The sequence below is a fragment of the Solirubrobacter pauli genome (genome assembly GCF_003633755.1).
Lineage (GTDB): Bacteria > Actinomycetota > Thermoleophilia > Solirubrobacterales > Solirubrobacteraceae > Solirubrobacter > Solirubrobacter pauli.
The window spans coordinates 2,329,619-2,345,614 of sequence record NZ_RBIL01000001.1 but is presented as its reverse complement, the minus strand read 5'-3'; the positions used below and the strand labels follow the sequence as shown (position 1 = coordinate 2,345,614).

At 70.1% G+C, this 15,996-nt stretch carries 21 protein-coding genes; all 21 read left to right on the top strand.

Annotated features, from left to right (window positions below; genetic code table 11):
• Positions 1-43: 43 nt before the first annotated feature.
• The 21 genes from fliJ (at position 44) to C8N24_RS10980 (ending at position 15,992) form a co-directional block, all read left to right on the top strand.
• Positions 44-508: a flagellar export protein FliJ gene (gene fliJ / locus C8N24_RS11085; RefSeq protein WP_170179006.1), complete on the top strand. Its 465-nt coding sequence runs from the start codon at positions 44-46 to the stop codon at positions 506-508.
• Positions 505-1,194 (top strand): lytic transglycosylase domain-containing protein, encoded by a 690-nt coding sequence (locus C8N24_RS11080; protein WP_121250089.1) that lies wholly within the window; start codon positions 505-507, stop codon positions 1,192-1,194. Before fliJ ends, C8N24_RS11080 begins: the two co-directional genes overlap by 4 nt.
• Before the next feature lie 5 nt (positions 1,195-1,199).
• Positions 1,200-2,558 carry a flagellar hook-length control protein FliK gene (locus C8N24_RS11075; RefSeq protein WP_121250088.1) on the top strand — a complete coding sequence of 453 codons (1,359 nt, stop codon included), beginning with the start codon at positions 1,200-1,202 and terminating at the stop codon, positions 2,556-2,558.
• 21 nt (positions 2,559-2,579) lie between these two features.
• Positions 2,580-3,011, top strand: coding sequence for a flagellar hook capping FlgD N-terminal domain-containing protein (locus C8N24_RS11070; RefSeq protein ID WP_121250087.1), 432 nt, complete (start codon positions 2,580-2,582; stop codon positions 3,009-3,011).
• A 60-nt stretch (positions 3,012-3,071) separates the two neighbouring features.
• The gene (locus tag C8N24_RS11065) at positions 3,072-3,917 is read left to right on the top strand and encodes a flagellar hook-basal body complex protein (RefSeq protein ID WP_211339919.1); all 846 of its coding nucleotides are present in this window, start codon (positions 3,072-3,074) and stop codon (positions 3,915-3,917) included.
• Between the two features lie 93 nt (positions 3,918-4,010).
• Positions 4,011-4,310: a flagellar FlbD family protein gene (locus C8N24_RS11060; protein ID WP_170179005.1), complete on the top strand. Its 300-nt coding sequence runs from the start codon at positions 4,011-4,013 to the stop codon at positions 4,308-4,310.
• Entirely contained in the window at positions 4,307-5,113 is an 807-nt protein-coding gene (locus tag C8N24_RS11055; RefSeq protein WP_121250084.1) for a flagellar motor protein, read from the top strand. Before C8N24_RS11060 ends, C8N24_RS11055 begins: the two co-directional genes overlap by 4 nt.
• Positions 5,114-5,119: 6 nt before the next feature.
• A complete protein-coding gene (locus tag C8N24_RS11050) occupies positions 5,120-5,971 on the top strand; it encodes a flagellar motor protein MotB (RefSeq protein ID WP_121250083.1) in 852 nt (283 codons plus the stop codon).
• 20 nt (positions 5,972-5,991) lie between these two features.
• Positions 5,992-6,444 carry a flagellar basal body-associated FliL family protein gene (locus tag C8N24_RS11045; RefSeq protein WP_121250082.1) on the top strand — a complete coding sequence of 151 codons (453 nt, stop codon included), beginning with the start codon at positions 5,992-5,994 and terminating at the stop codon, positions 6,442-6,444.
• Between the two features lie 7 nt (positions 6,445-6,451).
• Positions 6,452-6,811 (top strand): flagellar motor switch protein FliN, encoded by a 360-nt coding sequence (fliN, locus tag C8N24_RS11040; RefSeq protein WP_121250081.1) that lies wholly within the window; start codon positions 6,452-6,454, stop codon positions 6,809-6,811.
• Positions 6,812-6,839: 28 nt separating this feature from the next.
• Complete coding sequence (locus tag C8N24_RS11035) at positions 6,840-7,805, top strand: YihY/virulence factor BrkB family protein (protein WP_121250080.1); 966 nt, start codon at positions 6,840-6,842, stop codon at positions 7,803-7,805.
• A 136-nt stretch (positions 7,806-7,941) separates the two neighbouring features.
• Entirely contained in the window at positions 7,942-8,466 is a 525-nt protein-coding gene (locus tag C8N24_RS11030; protein ID WP_121250079.1) for a FliO/MopB family protein, read from the top strand.
• Positions 8,463-9,104, top strand: coding sequence for a flagellar type III secretion system pore protein FliP (fliP, locus tag C8N24_RS11025; protein ID WP_121250078.1), 642 nt, complete (start codon positions 8,463-8,465; stop codon positions 9,102-9,104). The genes C8N24_RS11030 and fliP overlap by 4 nt, the downstream gene beginning before the upstream one ends.
• Positions 9,101-9,400: a flagellar biosynthesis protein FliQ gene (fliQ, locus tag C8N24_RS11020; RefSeq protein ID WP_121250077.1), complete on the top strand. Its 300-nt coding sequence runs from the start codon at positions 9,101-9,103 to the stop codon at positions 9,398-9,400. Before fliP ends, fliQ begins: the two co-directional genes overlap by 4 nt.
• Positions 9,390-10,166, top strand: coding sequence for a flagellar biosynthetic protein FliR (fliR, locus tag C8N24_RS11015; protein WP_121250076.1), 777 nt, complete (start codon positions 9,390-9,392; stop codon positions 10,164-10,166). The genes fliQ and fliR overlap by 11 nt, the downstream gene beginning before the upstream one ends.
• A 16-nt stretch (positions 10,167-10,182) precedes the next feature.
• The gene (flhB, locus tag C8N24_RS11010) at positions 10,183-11,247 is read left to right on the top strand and encodes a flagellar biosynthesis protein FlhB (RefSeq protein ID WP_121250075.1); all 1,065 of its coding nucleotides are present in this window, start codon (positions 10,183-10,185) and stop codon (positions 11,245-11,247) included.
• Positions 11,244-13,349, top strand: a complete 2,106-nt coding sequence (gene flhA, locus C8N24_RS11005) for a flagellar biosynthesis protein FlhA (protein WP_121250074.1) — start codon at positions 11,244-11,246, stop codon at positions 13,347-13,349. The genes flhB and flhA overlap by 4 nt, the downstream gene beginning before the upstream one ends.
• Positions 13,350-13,370: 21 nt before the next feature.
• Positions 13,371-14,798: a hypothetical protein gene (locus C8N24_RS33870; RefSeq protein ID WP_170179004.1), complete on the top strand. Its 1,428-nt coding sequence runs from the start codon at positions 13,371-13,373 to the stop codon at positions 14,796-14,798.
• A gap of 11 nt (positions 14,799-14,809) precedes the next feature.
• Entirely contained in the window at positions 14,810-15,421 is a 612-nt protein-coding gene (locus C8N24_RS10990; RefSeq protein ID WP_170179003.1) for a flagellar brake protein, read from the top strand.
• Positions 15,418-15,789, top strand: coding sequence for a hypothetical protein (locus tag C8N24_RS10985; RefSeq protein ID WP_121250070.1), 372 nt, complete (start codon positions 15,418-15,420; stop codon positions 15,787-15,789). Before C8N24_RS10990 ends, C8N24_RS10985 begins: the two co-directional genes overlap by 4 nt.
• Complete coding sequence (locus C8N24_RS10980) at positions 15,789-15,992, top strand: hypothetical protein (protein ID WP_121250069.1); 204 nt, start codon at positions 15,789-15,791, stop codon at positions 15,990-15,992. The genes C8N24_RS10985 and C8N24_RS10980 overlap by 1 nt, the downstream gene beginning before the upstream one ends.
• Positions 15,993-15,996 lie beyond the last annotated feature (4 nt).

The following is a 15,996-nucleotide window of genomic DNA, read 5'->3' as shown; positions in this document are numbered from 1 at the left end:
CGGCCGCTTCAGGTCCAGACCCCAATTGCCGATAGGAGGTTTCGTGGAGACTCCCTCCTTCACGTTCCGGCTCGAACGGGTCCGGGACATCCGAGAGCGCGCCGAAGAGCGGGCGCGCGAAGCCTTGACGCAGGAGATCCGCCACCGCGACGAGGGGCAGACGCTCTTCGACGAGGCCCGCGCGGAGGTCCACAAGGCGTGCGACCTCAACCGCGCGGCCGTCGCCGGCGGCCAGCTCACCTCCGCGGTGAACCTGCGCGCCATCCAGAGCTACGTCGAGCGCACGGAGCAGCTGCGCAGCAGCGCCGAGCTCGAGCTGTCCCGCCGCGAGGCGGAGGTGCAGGCCAAGCGCGAGCACCTCGCCGCGGCCGCCCGCGACCGCCAGGCCATCGACAAGCTCAAGGAGCGTCAGCTCGCCGAGCACAACGCCGAGTGGGCGCGCAAGAACCAGAACACGCTCGACGAGCTCGCGCTCGCCGTCCACCGCCGAGGAGCCCTCGCCGCATGAGCATCGAAGTCGCGATCAGCCGCATGAGCCAGATCCAGGCCATGCTCGCGGCCCAGACCCCGATGGCCGTGCCGCCGGCGGCCAAGCCCGCCGCGTTCTCGAACGCGCTGGCGAACGCGCAAGGCACCGCCACCGCCCCGGCCAACACGAACTTCGCCGCGCTGGCGTCGGCGGCCCCGACGACCGCGACTCCCCCGACGGGCCCCTCCGAGCTGCCGGCCGGCACGCCGTACGCGGCCGAGATCACCGCCGCGGCCAAGGCCAACGGCGTCGACCCCGCGCTGCTCGCCGGGCTCGTCAAGCAGGAGTCCGGCTTCAACCCGACCGCCGGTTCGCCCGTGGGCGCCCGCGGCCTGACGCAGCTGATGCCCGCGACCGCGGCCGGCCTGGGCGTCAAGAACGTGCTCGACCCGGTCGAGAACCTCAACGGCGGCGCCAAGTACCTCAAGCAGCAGCTCGACGCGTTCGGCGGCGACGTCGCCAAGGCGCTGGCCGCCTACAACGCCGGGCCCGGCGCGGTGAAGCGCTTCGGCGGCATCCCGCCGTACGCCGAGACCCAGAACTACGTCCGCATCGTGCAGCAGAACGCCGCGTCGCTGCGCACCCCCTCCTCCGCTGCCCCGGCAGCCGCTCCGACTCCGTCCGTCACGCCGTACTCCTCCTCCAACCAGCCCTCCGAGATCTGAGGCTCATGACCACAGACCGCCCAACCGCGCAGCCGCGCGCCGTCGCGCTCCCGCAGCGAGCCTCCTCGCCGCTGGCCGGGCGCCAGCCGGATGCTCCGGCCGACGCGTTCTCCGCGCTGCTCGGCGCCGCCACGCCGCGCGCCGACGACGCTCCGCGCTCCGAGCCGCGTGGCCGCCGCGACGACGGCCCGCGCACGACGCGGCGCGACGACGTGAGCAGGCCGGCGGACGCGCCGAAGGACGAGCCGAAGGCCGCCGACGCGCCGACCGAGCCGACCACGGAGGAGCCGACCGAGCCGCAGCCGCGCCTCGTCACCCCGGACCTCTTCGCGCTGCCGCTGGCCGGCCCGCTGGCGACGACCCCCGCGCTGCCGACCACGCCGGCCGCTCCGGGCGTCGCCGTCGACGGTGAGGGGCAGGCCACGCCGCAGCCGACGCTGCCGACGTTCACGCCCGCGAACCTCGCCCTCACCGGGCAGGTGCCCGCCAGCGACCCCGCCACGCAGGGCGAGCCGCTGACCGGCGCGCCCGCCCCGGCGCCCACGCCCGCCGCCGGCACACCTGGTGGCATCCCGCTGCCGTTCCTCGCCGGCCTGACGCCCGCCTCGCAGGCGGACGTCCCCGCGGTCGAGCTGCCCACCACGCCGCCGACCCCGGCCGCCCCGACGGCCGACGCCTCCGCGGCGCCGCAGCCCGACGCCGCCTGGGCGCTGCCGCAGGGCGGCGAGCAGGCCTCGTCCGACACGCCGCAGCAGCAGAACCCGCAGGCCGGCTCGCAGACCGCTCAGAGCACGCTCCAGGCCAAGCCGGCCGACGCGCCCGCCCAGAGCACGGCCGCGCAGCCGCTCACGCCGACCGCCCCGGTCGCTCCGGCCCCGCCGACGAGCGCACCGGTCGCCACCGAGCGTGCCGTGCCGCTGTACCGCGCGCCCGAGACCGCTGCCGCGCTGATCCGCATCGCCGCCGACCGCGGCATCACGCACGCGAAGCTGCACCTGCGTCCGGTCGAGCTCGGCGGCATCGAGGTGCGCCTGAAGACGACGCCGCAGGGCGTCACGGCGCAGCTCGTGGCCGACTCCGCCGAGGCGGCGAAGCTGCTCACGCAGGCCGCCGACGACCTGCGCCGGGACCTCGCCGACCGCGACGTGAACCTGCTCTCGCTCGACGTCTCGACGCAGCAGCAGTTCCAGGACCAGCAGGCCGGCCAGACCCAGGCCGACATCTTCGGCGACGACTACCTGCCGGGCGGCGCGCGTGCGCTGCGCTTTGGTCCGCAGGGTGACGCAGGGCTCGCGGAAGCCCCTGCACCTGCCGACACGTCTCTTGTCCTCCCCAACGGCGTGCTCGTCGACGTCCTTGCCTGATCCGGAGATCACCCCCTCTTCATGACCGCCATCAACGCCACGGGCGACACCAAGCACACGGCCACCACCCAGGGCACCGACGCGAACACCGTCACGAACAAGGCCTCCACGCTCGACAAGGACGGCTTCCTGAAGCTGTTCGTGGCGCAGCTCACGCACCAGGACCCGACGAGCCCGATGGACACGAACGACTCCATCAACCAGATGGCCTCGTTCTCCATGGTCGAGGGCATGACGAACATGCAGCAGACGAACACGAAGATCGCCTCGTCGCTGACGACGTCCTCGGCCGTCGGCCTGATCGGCCGCACGGTCTCCTACCTCGATGCCGACGGCAACCTGCAGACCGGCAAGGTCGAGCGCGTGTCCACCACCAAGGACGGCCAGGCGACCCTGACCGTCGGTGGCAAGAACGGCATCGACGCCTCGAAGATCGCCGAAGTCTCCGCCTAACCCGCGGTCAACCCCTCCAAAGAGAATCCCCAAGGAGCTCCCCCTCTCATGATGCGAGGCATGTTTTCCGCGATCAGCGGTCTGAAGCAGCACCAGGTCATGCTCGATGTCACCGCGAATGACATCGCGAACGTGAACACGGTCGGCTACAAGTCGTCGCGCGTCACGTTCCAGGACAGCCTGAACCAGCTTCAGCGCGGCGCGGCCGGCTCGAACGCCGCCACCGGCGGCACGAACGCCGCCCAGGTTGGTCTTGGCGTGAAGCTCGGCTCGATCGACAACCTGATGTCCGGCGGCACGTCGCAGACGACGGGCAGCCCGCTCGACGTCTCGATCCAGGGCGAAGGCTTCTTCCAGATCGGCGAGGGCAACCCGGGCACCGCGTCCAACTCGCCGATCAACCCGACGACCTACACCCGCGCGGGCAACTTCTCGGTCTCGACGGCCGGCTTCCTGACCAACTCGGCCGGCCAGTACGTCGTCGGCTACCAGCTGGACCCGGGCACGGGCAACCCGATCACGACCGGCGTCGCGGTCAAGATCCCGGACAACGCCACGAGCGTGGCCATCGACCCGTCCGGCGGTGTGTCGTGGATCGACGGCGCCACGGGCACGCGGCAGACGGGCTACCGCCTGACGATCGCGAACTTCGCGAACGCCTCGGGCCTCGAGCGCGTCGGCGGCAACGCCTGGGCGGTCTCCGCCAACTCGGGCGCCAAGACGGTCAACACGCCGGGCATCGGCGGCGCCGGCCCCGTGTCCCCGGGCACGCTCGAGATGTCCAACGTCGACCTCTCGCAGACGTTCACCAACATGATCACCGCCCAGCGCGGCTTCCAGGCCAACTCGCGCGTCATCTCCACGGCCGACGAGATGCTGCAGGACCTGGTGAACCTGAAGCGCTAATCCGCGTTCTTTCCCTTACGTAGAGCCAAAAAGCCCGCCATCCGGCGGGCTTTTTCGCTTAAGAACAGTCGTACATGTGCCGATGACAGGGGTGTGATCCGTCTCCACCGCCTATCCGCGCGGGCTGAGGACTTCTACCTCAACCCCGACCTGATCGTCGCCATCGACTCGACGCCGGACACGGTGGTGACGCTGACCACGCACCAGAAGGTCCTGGTCTCCGACTCCCCCGAGGTGATCGTCGCCGCCATCCAGGCCTGGCGCTCGTCCATCCTCGCCAGCGCGCTGCCCAGCACCCCCAAGCGCCGCAGCCACGACACCAACCTCACGCTCGTGGCCGCGACCTCCGCCTCTCCCCCTCCAAACACTGATCACGAGGAGAACGACCGATGAAGGTCTCTTCGCTCATCGGCCTGGCCATCGGGATCGCCGGTCTCTATCTCGGAGCCACGCTCGAAGGCTCCAACCCCATGGCCGTGCTCAACCTGCCGGCCATGCTCATCGTGCTCGGCGGCACCCTCGGCGCCACCGTCATGGGCACCAGCTTCGACTCCGTCAAGAACATCCCGATGCAGTACAAGCGGATCTTCATGTCGGAGGCGCCCGACCTCAACGCGAAGGTCGCGGAGCTCGTCGGCTACGCCGAGGCCGCCCGTCGCGACGGCCTGCTCGCCCTCGACGAGGTCGCCAACACGATCGAGGACCCGTACACCAAGAAGGGCCTCCAGCTCGTCGTCGACGGCACGGACCCGGATCTGGTCGCCGACATCCTCGAGTCCGAGAACAGCGCGATGCAGAAGCGCCACGCGGCGGCTACGCAGCCGTTCGAGAAGGCCGGTGGCTACGCCCCGACGATGGGCATCATCGGCACCGTCTTCGGCCTCATCCACGTGCTCGGCAACCTCGACCAGCCCGAGACGCTCGGCCCGATGATCGCCGCGGCGTTCATCGCGACGCTGATCGGCGTGGCCTCGGCCAACGTCATCTTCCTCCCGGCCGGCGCGCGCCTGAAGCAGCTCTCGCAGGAGGAGCTCCACGCCCGCGCGATGATCGTCGAGGGCATCCTCTCGATCCAGGCCGGCGACAACCCGCGCGTCGTCCAGGAGAAGCTCCTCACCTTCGTCCCGCCGAAGCAGCGGCCCGCCGACGGCGAGTCCGTGACGGCCGGTGCCGGCGCCGAGAAGGCGGCCGCGTAATCCACCATGGCCGGTCACCGCAAACACAAGGGCGGGCACCACGAGGAGGAGCACGAGAACGAGGAACGCTGGCTCGTGTCCTTCGCGGACATGATGACGCTCCTCTTCGCGCTCTTCATGGTGCTCTTCTCGATCTCGTCCGTGAACACGTCGAAGTTCGAGGCGCTCCAGAAGTCCCTCAACGACGCGTTCTCCGGCGCGGTCCTGGACGGCGGCAAGTCGATGCTCAACTCGGGCTCCGACGCCGATGACACGGAGCAGTCGTCCGTGCAGCCGCCGTTGCCTTCGCTGCGGCCGTTGACCGAGATCCAGCCGACGACGTCCAAGCAGACCGCCGCCGAGGCCGAGAAGAAGGCCAAGCAGGAGGAGCAGGACTTCCGCGCGCTCAAGCGCCGGATCGACAAGCTCTCTCAGCAGGCAGGGCTGAAGGGCAAGGTCAACGTGACGATCCGTCGCCGCGGCCTGGTCATCCAGCTGCTGACCGACAAGGTGTTCTTCGATTCCGGCTCGGCCCAGCTGAAGCCGTACGCGAAGAAGCTCGTGGACAAGATCGCCGTCGTCGTAGGCGACGAGCGTGAGCATCCGATCGTCGTCGAGGGTCACACCGACTCGCAGCCGATCTCGGGGTCGCAGTACCCCAGCAACTGGGAGCTGTCCGGCGCACGCGCCGGCGCAGTGATCCGGGACTTCGTCCAGAACGGCGTCCTGGCCCGACGGGTCTCCGGTGGCATGTACGCCAACCAGGAGCCCATCGACACCAACTCGACGCCTGACGGGCGTGCGAAGAACCGCCGGGTGGAGATCGTGCTCTCGCGCATCAACTCGCCCGTCCCCACCGACACGGAGTCACATCCCTAGCGCATGGAGGCGCTGAACCCATGGTCAAGAAGCTCGTCCCAGTGATCGCCCTGCTCGCCATCCTCGGCGGGGCGTACAAGTTCGTCCTCGCCAAGCCGGCGGCGGCCGAGAAGAAGCCGGAGCCCAAGGTCCACGGCTCGGTCTACATGCTCGAGAAGGAGTTCCTCGTCAACCTCGCCGACGGCCGCTTCGCGAAGCTGCAGGTCGGCCTGATCCTCGCCCACGACGACACGTCGACCGCTCCGGCGGGTGGGCACGGCGCCGCTCCGACGCCCCCCGAGGGCTACGGCGCGATGCATCAGGAAGGCGTTGTCCGCGACGTGATCACGGATACCCTCACTGATGCGACGGACAAGGAGCTCATCGAGAAGAAGGGCCGCGAGCATCTCAAGGAAGAGATCCTCAAGGACATCAAGAAGCACACCGATGTGAAGGTGGAGCACGTCATCTTCTCGGACCTGACGGTCCAGTAAGGCAGAAATGGCTGAGAACGTCGATTACGCACCCTTCGAGACCACCACGGCCGGCCCCGCGGAGCCCGAGGCGCCCTCGGCGCCGGTCACCGCGGAGGAGCTCTCCCGCCTGCACGACGTGCCGGTGGAGCTCGCCGTCGAGGTCGGTCGGACGAAGATGACCATCCGCGAGGCGCTCGCGCTCGGCCCGGGGTCGATCGTGACCCTCAACCGCCTGGCCGGCGAGCCCGTCGACCTGCTGGTGAACGGCAAGCCGATCGCCCGCGGCGAGGTCGTCGTGATCGACGAGGAGTTCGGCCTGCGGGTCACTGAAGTCCTCGCGCCGGCCGGCTCTCAGGCCGCTGACGGCGCTGAGGACGACGCCTAGCACTCGCACATCGGCTAGAACGGGCGGCGTGGTTCATCGCGCCGCCCGTGCTGTCGCCTCCTTCTGGCGCAAGGCCTACGAGGACGGGATCACCGGCCTCGCCGCGATGGTGGCGTACAACCTGCTGCTGTCGATCTTCCCGCTCGCGCTGATCTCGCTGTTCGTCGCGAGCCGCGTCGTGCGCTCCCCGGAGCTCGCCGCGTCCGTCATCAACGACGCGCGCACGATCTTCCCGACCGCCGCGGAGAGCACGCTGGTGGACGGCATCCGCCGGCTCCAGGAGTCCTCGACGACGGTCGGCATCGTCGCCGTCGTCTCCTCGCTGTGGGTCGGCGCGTCCTTCTGGGGCGCGCTGGACACCGCGTTCTGCCGGATCTACCACCGGCCGTGCCGCTCCTGGGTGCACCAGAAGCTGTTCGGCTTCGCGATGCTGGCGGTCGTGCTCGTCTTCATCGCGGCGAGCGTCGCGGTGCCGACCGTGCAGGCGCTGCTGGTGTCGAGCGCCAAGGACCTGCCGTTCGGCCTCGCCGGGACCGACGACGTCGTCTACTTCGCGTCGGTCGGGCTCGGCCTGCTGGTGCTGTTCGGCGCGCTCTGCATCACCTACGCCGCGGTGCCGAAGGGCCCGATCCCGTGGGCGTGCGTGTGGCCGGGCGCGCTCGGCGCGACGCTGGCGACCGGGATCGTGGACGTCACGTTCCCGGTCTACCTGACGAACATCTCCACGCTCCGGATCGGCACGAGCGCCGTGTTCGTGCTGATCGCGCTCGTGTGGTTCTACGTGCTGGCGCTGATCGTGCTCTCCGGCGCGGTGATCAACGAGCTGCGGTTTGAACGGCTCCGGTACCGCCGCGGGGGAACTGTCGATGTGGGGGTACCGCGCGCTGCCACGGATCGACCCGTCGTGCCAGCACCGATGCCGGGCGCAACGGCGCCCGCGGGTACATCTGGTGGCGGGCCGGACGGGCCCGCGAGTTCGTCGTCTCAGCCATAGGCCGCAGCAGACCAGTTAGACGCCCGCGCGTGATCGGACCGGCGGGCGGAAGCTGAAGGTCCGGAAGTGGACTTCAGGTCTGGACCCCAGGTGCCGATACGAGCCGTGAGCCTGATCCGGGCTCGCCTCCTCGGTTATGCGGACCCTCCACGCCATCTTCCCTGCGGCTGCCGCAGCCACCTTCGGCTGCCTGCTCACCGCCCCCGTCGCCTTCGCGGCCGACGGGGAGAACACCAAGCTGAACCTCGACAACGAGGCCGGCAAGGCCGCGGAGACCGCTTCGGGCGCCTCCGGTGGCAGCATCGTCCGGACGATCTTCGGGCTGGCCGTCGTGCTGGGCGTGATCTACGGCCTCCACTGGGTACTCAAGCAGGTCAAGAAGGCCAAGGACTCCACCGACAGCGGTGAGGCGCTCGAGACCATCGCGACGCTGAATCTCGGCACCAACCGCTCGCTGCACCTCGTGCGCGTCGGTGGGGAGATCGTCCTGCTGGGCGCCGCCGAGCACCAGGTCACGCCGATCCGCCGCTACAGCGAGGCCGAGGCCTACTCGCTCGGCCTGCTCGAGCCGCCGTCGATGACGCTGGCGAGCCTCGAGGCCGAGGTCGAGCAGCCGCGCGGCCTGATGAGCGTGCTGCGCGCGAAGACGGTGGTCAAGTGAAGGCCGACGGCCAGAACGCCGTCCAGCTGCTGCTGTTCATCGGCGGCATCTCGCTGGTCCCGGCCCTCCTCTTCACGGTCACGGGCTTCACGCGCATCCTGATCGTCCTGGGCTTCATCCGCTCGGGCCTCGGCACGCCGACCGCGCCGCCGAACCAGGTGCTCGTGGGCATCGCCTTCTTCCTGACGCTGTTCGTCATGAGCCCGACGCTCAAGGAGATCAAGACCGAGGCCTACGACCCGATGCAGAAGGGCGCGATCACGCAGGAGGTGGCGCTCAAGAAGGCCGAGGCGCCGCTGCGCGAGTTCATGTTCGACCAGACGCGCTCGAAGGACCTGGAGCTGTTCATCGGCCTCGCCGACATGAAGAAGCAGCCGGAGACCCGCAAGGAGGTCCCGACCCAGGTCCTGATCCCCGCCTTCATCATCTCCGAGCTCAAGACGGCCTTCCAGATCGGCTTCCTGATCTTCCTGCCGTTCCTGATCATCGACCTCGTGGTCTCGTCCACGTTGATGGCGATGGGCATGATGATGCTGCCACCGGTCTTCATCTCCCTCCCGTTCAAGATCCTTCTGTTCATCCTCGTCGACGGGTGGAACCTGGTCTGCGGTTCCCTCGTGCAGAGCTTCCACACATGACCCAGGACACCGTCACCTCGCTGCTCGTCGACATGATGGGCATCACGGTCAAGGTCGCCATGCCGATGCTGCTGGCGGCGCTGATCGTCGGCCTGCTCATCTCGATCTTCCAGGCCGTCACCCAGATCCAGGAGCAGACGCTCTCCTTCATCCCGAAGATCGTCGCCCTGGTCGTGGTGCTCATCGTCGCCGGCCCGTGGATGCTCAACTCGATCACGGACTGGACCAGCAACCTCTGGGGCGGCATCCCTCAGACCGTCGACTTCAAGCCCGTCGGCGGCTCTGATGGACCCTAATACGCTCCTCGCGCACTTCTCCGAGCAGCAGGTCGCGGCCTTCTTCCTGGTCCTGGCCCGCGTCTCGCCGCTGTTCATCCTGGCGCCGCTGTTCTCGAGCAAGATGGTCAACCCCCGCGTGCGCGGGATCGTGGCCGTCGCGCTCGCCGTCGGCCTGATGCCGGTGGTCAAGCGCGGCGAGATCGACCTCGACGTGCTGCCCTACTTCGGGCTGCTGGTCAAGGAGGTCATCGTCGGCCTGGCGTTCGCCTACGCGCTGCACGCGATGTTCGCGGCGCTGCAGGTCGCCGGCACGCTGCTCGACACGCTGATCGGCTTCTCGTTCGGCGCGATCGTCGACCCGGTCACCGGCACGCAGTCCGCCGTCATCCAGCAGATGTACAGCCTCTTCGGCGTGGCGATCTTCATCGCCCTCAACGGCGACGCGCTCGTGATCGCGGGCCTCGGCCGGACCTACGAGGCCGTGCCGCTGCTCGACGCGCCGGCCATCACCTCGATGGTCCAGGGCGCGCAGGTGGCGTTCTCGGGCATCTTCGTGTCCGCCTTCATGATCGGCGCGCCGGTCATCATCGCGCTGATCATCGTCGACGCCGCGTTCGGCGTCGTGACGAAGGTCGTCCCGCAGATGAACATCTTCGCGGTCGGCTTCCCGGCCAAGATGATCGTCGGCCTGACGCTCATCGGCGCCACGCTGCCGTTCGTCGCCGGCTTCATGGGCAACTCGGTCGAGTCGACGGTCTGGCAGGCCGTGCAGACCCTCAAGTAGGGGGTGAGCGTCCGCCATGGCCAACGACAAGACCGAGAAGGCAACACCGAAGAAGCGCGAGGACGCCCGCAAGAAGGGCCAGGTCGCGCGCTCGGTGGACATCAACGGCGCGGCCGTGCTGCTGGCGTCGATCCTGGCGCTGAACGCGTTCGGGCCGAAGATCATGGAGCAGTGCAAGCTGGCCATGGTCCAGGTCATCGACCTGATGAAGACCCCGCAGGTCGTCGACCAGAAGGGCATCGGCACGCTGTTCATGCTCGTCGGCCAGCACGTCGCGCTCGCGGCGGCGCCGATCATGCTCATCTGCCTCGTCGCGGGCTTCGTCGCCTCAGCCGCGCAGGTCGGCCTGAAGCCGATGCCCGGCGCGATCAAGCCGGAGTTCAAGAAGCTCAACCCGGCGTCCGGCTTCAAGAACCTCTTCAACCCGCAGCACTTCGCGGTCGAGACCTTCAAGAACGTCGCCAAGACGGTCGCCGTCGGCGCGATCACGGCGCTGGCCGTGTTCCCGAAGCTGGACGAGTTCGCCGCGCTGGTGGGCACGCCGCCGGCGGACATCATCCCCGAGATCGCGCACCTGGTGATGATGATCGCCACGCGCGCGGCGATGGCCTATCTCGCCCTCGCGGCCCTCGACTTCGCCTGGCAGAAGCACAAGCACGAGAAGTCGCTGAAGATGGACAAAGAGGAGATCAAGCAGGAATTCAAGCAACAGGAGCTTCCTGCCGAAATCAAGTCTCAGCAGCGGCGACGGGCGATGGAGATGTCCCGCAGCCGCATGATGGAAGCCGTTCCCTCCGCAGACGTGATCGTCACGAATCCCTCCCACTACGCCGTCGCGCTCAAGTACGAGAGCGGCACCTCGGCACCCATCGTCGTCGCCAAGGGCGTCGACATCATCGCCGCAAAGATCCGTGAGGCCGCCAAGGACGCCGGCGTCATGATCGTCCCCGACCCGCCGCTGGCGCGCACGCTGTACGCCAACGTCGACGTCGGGCGTCAGATCCCCGAAGACCTGTTCCACGCCGTGGCACAGCTTCTCGCCTACGTCTACCGCGTCGCCGGCCTCCGGAGTGCTGCATGAACAACGCCCTGTCCAAGATCGGCAAGAAGGCCGACCTGCTCGCCGCGGGTGGCGTCGTCCTGATCGTGGCGATGCTGATCATCCCGCTGCCGCCGCTGCTGATCGACTTCTTCATCACGCTCAACATCTCGGCGGCGCTGATGATCGTCGTGGCCACGATGTACGTGCCGCGCGCGCTGGACTTCTCGTCGTTCCCGACGATCCTCCTCCTCACGACGCTCTTCCGCCTCGCGATCAACGTGTCCGTGACGCGTCTGATCCTGCTCGAAGGCGACGCGGGCCACGTGGTCGAGGCGTTCGGCAACTTCGTGGTCGGCGGCAACATCGTCGTCGGCCTCGTGATCTTCCTGATCCTGATCGTGATCCAGTTCGTCGTGATCACGAACGGCGCGGGCCGCGTGGCCGAGGTCGGCGCCCGCTTCACCCTCGACTCGATGCCCGGCAAGCAGATGGCGATCGACGCCGACCTCAACACGGGCCAGATCACCGACGAGGAAGCGCGCAAGCGCCGCGCGGAGGTCTCCCAGGAGGCCGACTTCTACGGCGCGATGGACGGTGCCTCGAAGTTCGTCAAGGGCGACGCGATGGCGGGCATCCTGATCACCGGCATCAACCTGCTCGGCGGCATCGTCATCGGCGTCGTCCAGATGGGCATGCCGTTCTCCGAGGCCGGCCACCACTTCTCGCTGATGTCGATCGGCGACGGCCTGTGCGCGCAGATCCCGGCGCTCCTGATCTCGGTCGCCACCGGCATCCTGGTCACGCGCTCCTCGGGCGCGGACAAGGACCTCGGCACCACGGTCTCCAAGCAGATCCTCGACCAGCGCAAGGCGCCGCTCGTCGCCGGCGTGATGGTGATGGTCTTCGGCCTCGTGCCCGGCCTCCCGAAGCTCCCGTTCTTCGTCATCGGCGCCCTCTTCTTCGCGGTCGGCTGGTCGCTGCGCAACAAGCCCACGTCGCACGAGCTCGCGGCGCTCGAGGCCGAGCGCGCCGCGGCCGAGGGTCCCGCCGCGCAGGGCGCGCTGCCCGCGCCGCGCGACGCCGCGATCGACGCGCTCGCGCTCGACCCGATCGAGCTCGCGATCGGCTTCGGCCTGGTGCCGATGGTCGACACGCAGGCGGGCGGCACGCTCCTCGCCCGCGTCGGCACGATCCGCCGCCAGATCGCCTCCGAGCTCGGCATGGTCATCCCGCCCGTCCGCATCCGCGACGACGTCGGCCTGGACTCGCACGAGTACGTCATGCGCGTCCGTGGTACGGAAGTTGCGCGCGCCGGCGTGATGGCGGGCCACTATATGGCCATGAACCCGGGCGACGCCATGGGCCAGCTCCCCGGCATCCCGACCACCGAGCCGGCCTTCGGCCTGCCCGCGGTCTGGATCCCGGAGACGGGCCGCGCCGAGGCGGAGGCCCTGGGCTGGACCGTGGTCGACGCCGAGTCCGTCGTCGTCACCCACCTCACCGAGATGATCCGCGCCCACGCCTCCGAGCTGCTCTCCCGCCAGGAGACGCGCCAGCTGCTCGACCAGCTCAAGGAGTACAACGAGGCGGTCGTCACCGAGGTCGTGCCGGACGTGCTGTCGCTCGGCGAGGTCCAGCGCGTGCTGCAGACCCTGCTGCGCGAGAGCGTCTCGATCCGCGACCTGGGCTCGATCCTCGAGGCGATCGGCGACAAGGCCCGCCTCACGCGGGACCCCGCGATGCTCGCCGAGTACGCCCGCCAGGCGCTCGGCCGCACGATCACCGCGCCGTTCCTCGACGCCGAGGGCACGCTGCGCGTGATCGCGCTCGACCCGTCGCTCGAGCAGACGATGGCCGAGGCGCTCGTGCAGACGGCCGACGGCGAGTTCCTCGCGATGGACCCGAACCTGGCGGCGATGGTCGTGGACTCCGCCGCCGAGCAGGTCGAGCTGGCGCTCGCCGGCGGCGGCCGTCCGGTGCTCCTGTGCTCGGCGCGCGTGCGCCGTCACCTGCGGATGCTGTGCGAGCAGCGCCTGCCGCAGATGTCGGTCTGCTCGTACAACGAGATCGCTCCGGGTATCGGAGTGGAGACGACCGGTGTGATCAGCGCGGCGCTGCAGCCGCAGGCCATCGCCGCGTAGAAGAAAGGGCGCTGAACACGAATGGAAGCCTCGACGAGCCAAGGTTCCGACGACGTCAAGACGTTCCGCGGGCGCAGCCTGGAAGAGCTGCTGCCGCAGATCCGGGCCGAGCTGGGCCCGGACGCGATCGTCCTGCGTCGTCGCGAGGGGCGCGACAAGAAGGCGGGCGGCTTCTTCCAGCGCCCGTTCGTCGAGGTCGACGCACGGGCGCCGCACGCGGATGAGCGCCCGCTCGAGATCCGCTCGGACCGCGCGACCGCCGAGGGCCTCTCGTCCCCCGCCGTGCAGGCCCTGTTCGAGCAGGCGACGCCGTTCGCCGACGCCCTGGCCGCCGCCGCGCGCGACTCGCGCATGGAGCAGGACACGTTCTCGGCGAGCTTCACCGCACAGCCCGCGGCGACGCCCGAGGCCGAGGAGCCGCCGCGCCGCATGCGCGAGCGCGCCGCCCAGCCCGAGCCGCCCGCCGCGCCCGCGGCCAACGCCGGCCTCTACGGCCCGCAGCCGAACGCGTCCGCGATCGAGCACACGGCGGGCCGGCCCGTGGTGGCCGAGCCCACGCCGGAGCCCGTCGCCCCGCCGCCGCCCCCGGTCGCCGCCGAGCCGGTCGCGCCGCCGGTCGTCGAAGCGCCCGCGCCCGTCGCCGAGCCGGAGCCCGAGCCCGCGCTCGAGATCCCGGCCGCCCCGGTCCCCGCCGCGCGCCCGTCGGGCATCCCGCGCCCGCCGTCGGCCGACGCCGCCGAGGAGCGCCTGATCGCCGCCGGCATCAGCCCCGCGCTGGCCGCCGACGTGGTCGCCGAGGCCGTCGTCCACGGCCTGCCGTTCTCCGCGCCGCGCAACATGAAGCGCCTCGTCCGGGCCGCGCTCGCGCGCCGGATCCCGACCACGACCGCCCTCGGGCCCGGTCCGCGCACGATCGCGGTCGTCGGCGGCGGCGGCTCGGGCAAGTCCTCGGCCGTCGCGCACCTCGCGGCCGTCTACGCCGCCGCCGGCGCGGACGTCGCGGTCGTCGAGCTGCGTGGCAACGGCAGCCTCTCGCACCGCCTGCAGCCGCTGGGCGTGGGCGTGATCGCCGCCGCCGACGCCGAGCAGGCGACCGAGCGCCTGGGCGCGCGCGAGCCGCTGATCACGCTGATCGACACGCCCGCGACCGGGCCGAGCACGAAGCCGGCGGACGTCAAGGCGCTCGCGGCCGACCTGAAGGCGCTCGGCGCCGAGGTCCACATGGCGCTGCCCGCCACGATCAGCTCGGCCGCGGCCGGCGAGGTCGCCGCCGCGCTCGCTCCGCTGACCCCGAGCCACGTCACGCTCACCCATGCCGACGAGACCGCGCGCCCGGGCGCTCCGCTCGAGCTCGCGCTGGCCGCTGGCCGTCCGTTGTCTTACGTCTGCTCGCGTGACGGGGCCACCCCCGCCGATCCCGGCGCGTTGGCCGCCCAGCTGCTTCCCTGATAATGGCCGCTGTGACCGCTCCCGTCTCCAAGCTGGTCGTCGGCCAGCACGTCGTCGTCCGCCACCTGCACGTCGGGATGCTTCCGGGCACGATCGAGTCGGGGACGGACGCGGGCGTCGTCGTGGCGCTGGCCGTCAAGGACGAGCGGATCGCCCGCACCGTCGGGCACGACTGGGCGGTCGAGGCGACCTCCGGGCGCGGCATCTTCCGCTTCCCCGGCACGCTCACCGCCGAGCGCAACGGCTCGTTGACGATCGCGCTGAGCGGCGACGTCGAGCGCATCCAGCGGCGCGAGTTCGTCCGCATCGACGCCTTCCTGGACGTGACCGTCCGCGGCGTCGACGAGCCCGTCGGCGGGGACACCACGACCGTCGACATCTCCGGCTCGGGCATCCAGATCCAGGACAAGTGGGATCTGCCGCTGGGCATCGACGTGCGCGTCGAGCTCCAGCTGCCCGACGGGCCGCCGCTGCGCGCGCTCGGCCGGGTCGTGCGCGTGGGCAGCGACGCCGAGCAGAAGGGCATCCGGATGGACGGGATCGCCCGCGCCGACGAAGATCGGCTCATGCGTTACATCCGCGACCGGGAAGTGCAGGCGCTGCGCGCCTCGCGAGAACGATGAGCGACAAGAAAGACAAGAAGGGCAAGAAGGCCGACAAGCCCGAGGCCCTGGTCACGCTGTCGCAGCATCCGCGCGCGAAGGCCGGCATCCGCCGCGCCCGCACGCGCGCGGCGTTCCTGTCGTTCCTGCTCGTGCTGATCCTCAACCTGGTCGGCGACCAGGACCCGTTCGACGCCGTTTGGCGCGCGCTCCTCGCGGGCATCGTCGTCAACATCGTCGTCTGGCGCTGCGCGATCATCGCGTGGCGGCACATCGTGCTCAACGAGCTCAAGCAGGTCGAGGAGCACCGGCTCGAGCAGCGGCGCCTGCAGCAGGAGCGCCTGGAGCAGATGGCCGCCGAGCGCGCCGAGCAGCAGGCCGCCTCCTGATGGAGAACCCGCCGATCTACCGGATCGAGCCGGGCGAGACCGGCACGCCGCGCGTGGACCGCGTCGAACGCCCGCGGCTGCTGACGCCGGTCGAGCGCGAGGAAGCGCGGCGCCGGCGGGAGGAGAAGCGCGAGCAGAAGCGCCGCGCCGTGCCGAAGACGCCCCCTCAAGGTTCGGGTCGCGGAGTCGATTACTCGGCTTAGTGGC

Coding starts and splice junctions, on each gene's coding strand:
- C8N24_RS10985 (WP_121250070.1), top strand. CDS start 15,418: ATGAGCGACAAGAAAGACAAGAAGGGCAAGAAGGCCGACAAGCCCGAG.
- C8N24_RS11050 (WP_121250083.1), top strand. CDS start 5,120: ATGGCCGGTCACCGCAAACACAAGGGCGGGCACCACGAGGAGGAGCAC.
- fliR (WP_121250076.1), top strand. CDS start 9,390: ATGGACCCTAATACGCTCCTCGCGCACTTCTCCGAGCAGCAGGTCGCG.
- C8N24_RS33870 (WP_170179004.1), top strand. CDS start 13,371: ATGGAAGCCTCGACGAGCCAAGGTTCCGACGACGTCAAGACGTTCCGC.
- C8N24_RS11080 (WP_121250089.1), top strand. CDS start 505: ATGAGCATCGAAGTCGCGATCAGCCGCATGAGCCAGATCCAGGCCATG.
- fliQ (WP_121250077.1), top strand. CDS start 9,101: ATGACCCAGGACACCGTCACCTCGCTGCTCGTCGACATGATGGGCATC.
- fliN (WP_121250081.1), top strand. CDS start 6,452: ATGGCTGAGAACGTCGATTACGCACCCTTCGAGACCACCACGGCCGGC.
- flhB (WP_121250075.1), top strand. CDS start 10,183: ATGGCCAACGACAAGACCGAGAAGGCAACACCGAAGAAGCGCGAGGAC.
- C8N24_RS11065 (WP_211339919.1), top strand. CDS start 3,072: ATGTTTTCCGCGATCAGCGGTCTGAAGCAGCACCAGGTCATGCTCGAT.
- flhA (WP_121250074.1), top strand. CDS start 11,244: ATGAACAACGCCCTGTCCAAGATCGGCAAGAAGGCCGACCTGCTCGCC.
- C8N24_RS11075 (WP_121250088.1), top strand. CDS start 1,200: ATGACCACAGACCGCCCAACCGCGCAGCCGCGCGCCGTCGCGCTCCCG.
- C8N24_RS11045 (WP_121250082.1), top strand. CDS start 5,992: ATGGTCAAGAAGCTCGTCCCAGTGATCGCCCTGCTCGCCATCCTCGGC.
- C8N24_RS11055 (WP_121250084.1), top strand. CDS start 4,307: ATGAAGGTCTCTTCGCTCATCGGCCTGGCCATCGGGATCGCCGGTCTC.
- C8N24_RS11070 (WP_121250087.1), top strand. CDS start 2,580: ATGACCGCCATCAACGCCACGGGCGACACCAAGCACACGGCCACCACC.
- C8N24_RS10980 (WP_121250069.1), top strand. CDS start 15,789: ATGGAGAACCCGCCGATCTACCGGATCGAGCCGGGCGAGACCGGCACG.
- C8N24_RS11030 (WP_121250079.1), top strand. CDS start 7,942: ATGCGGACCCTCCACGCCATCTTCCCTGCGGCTGCCGCAGCCACCTTC.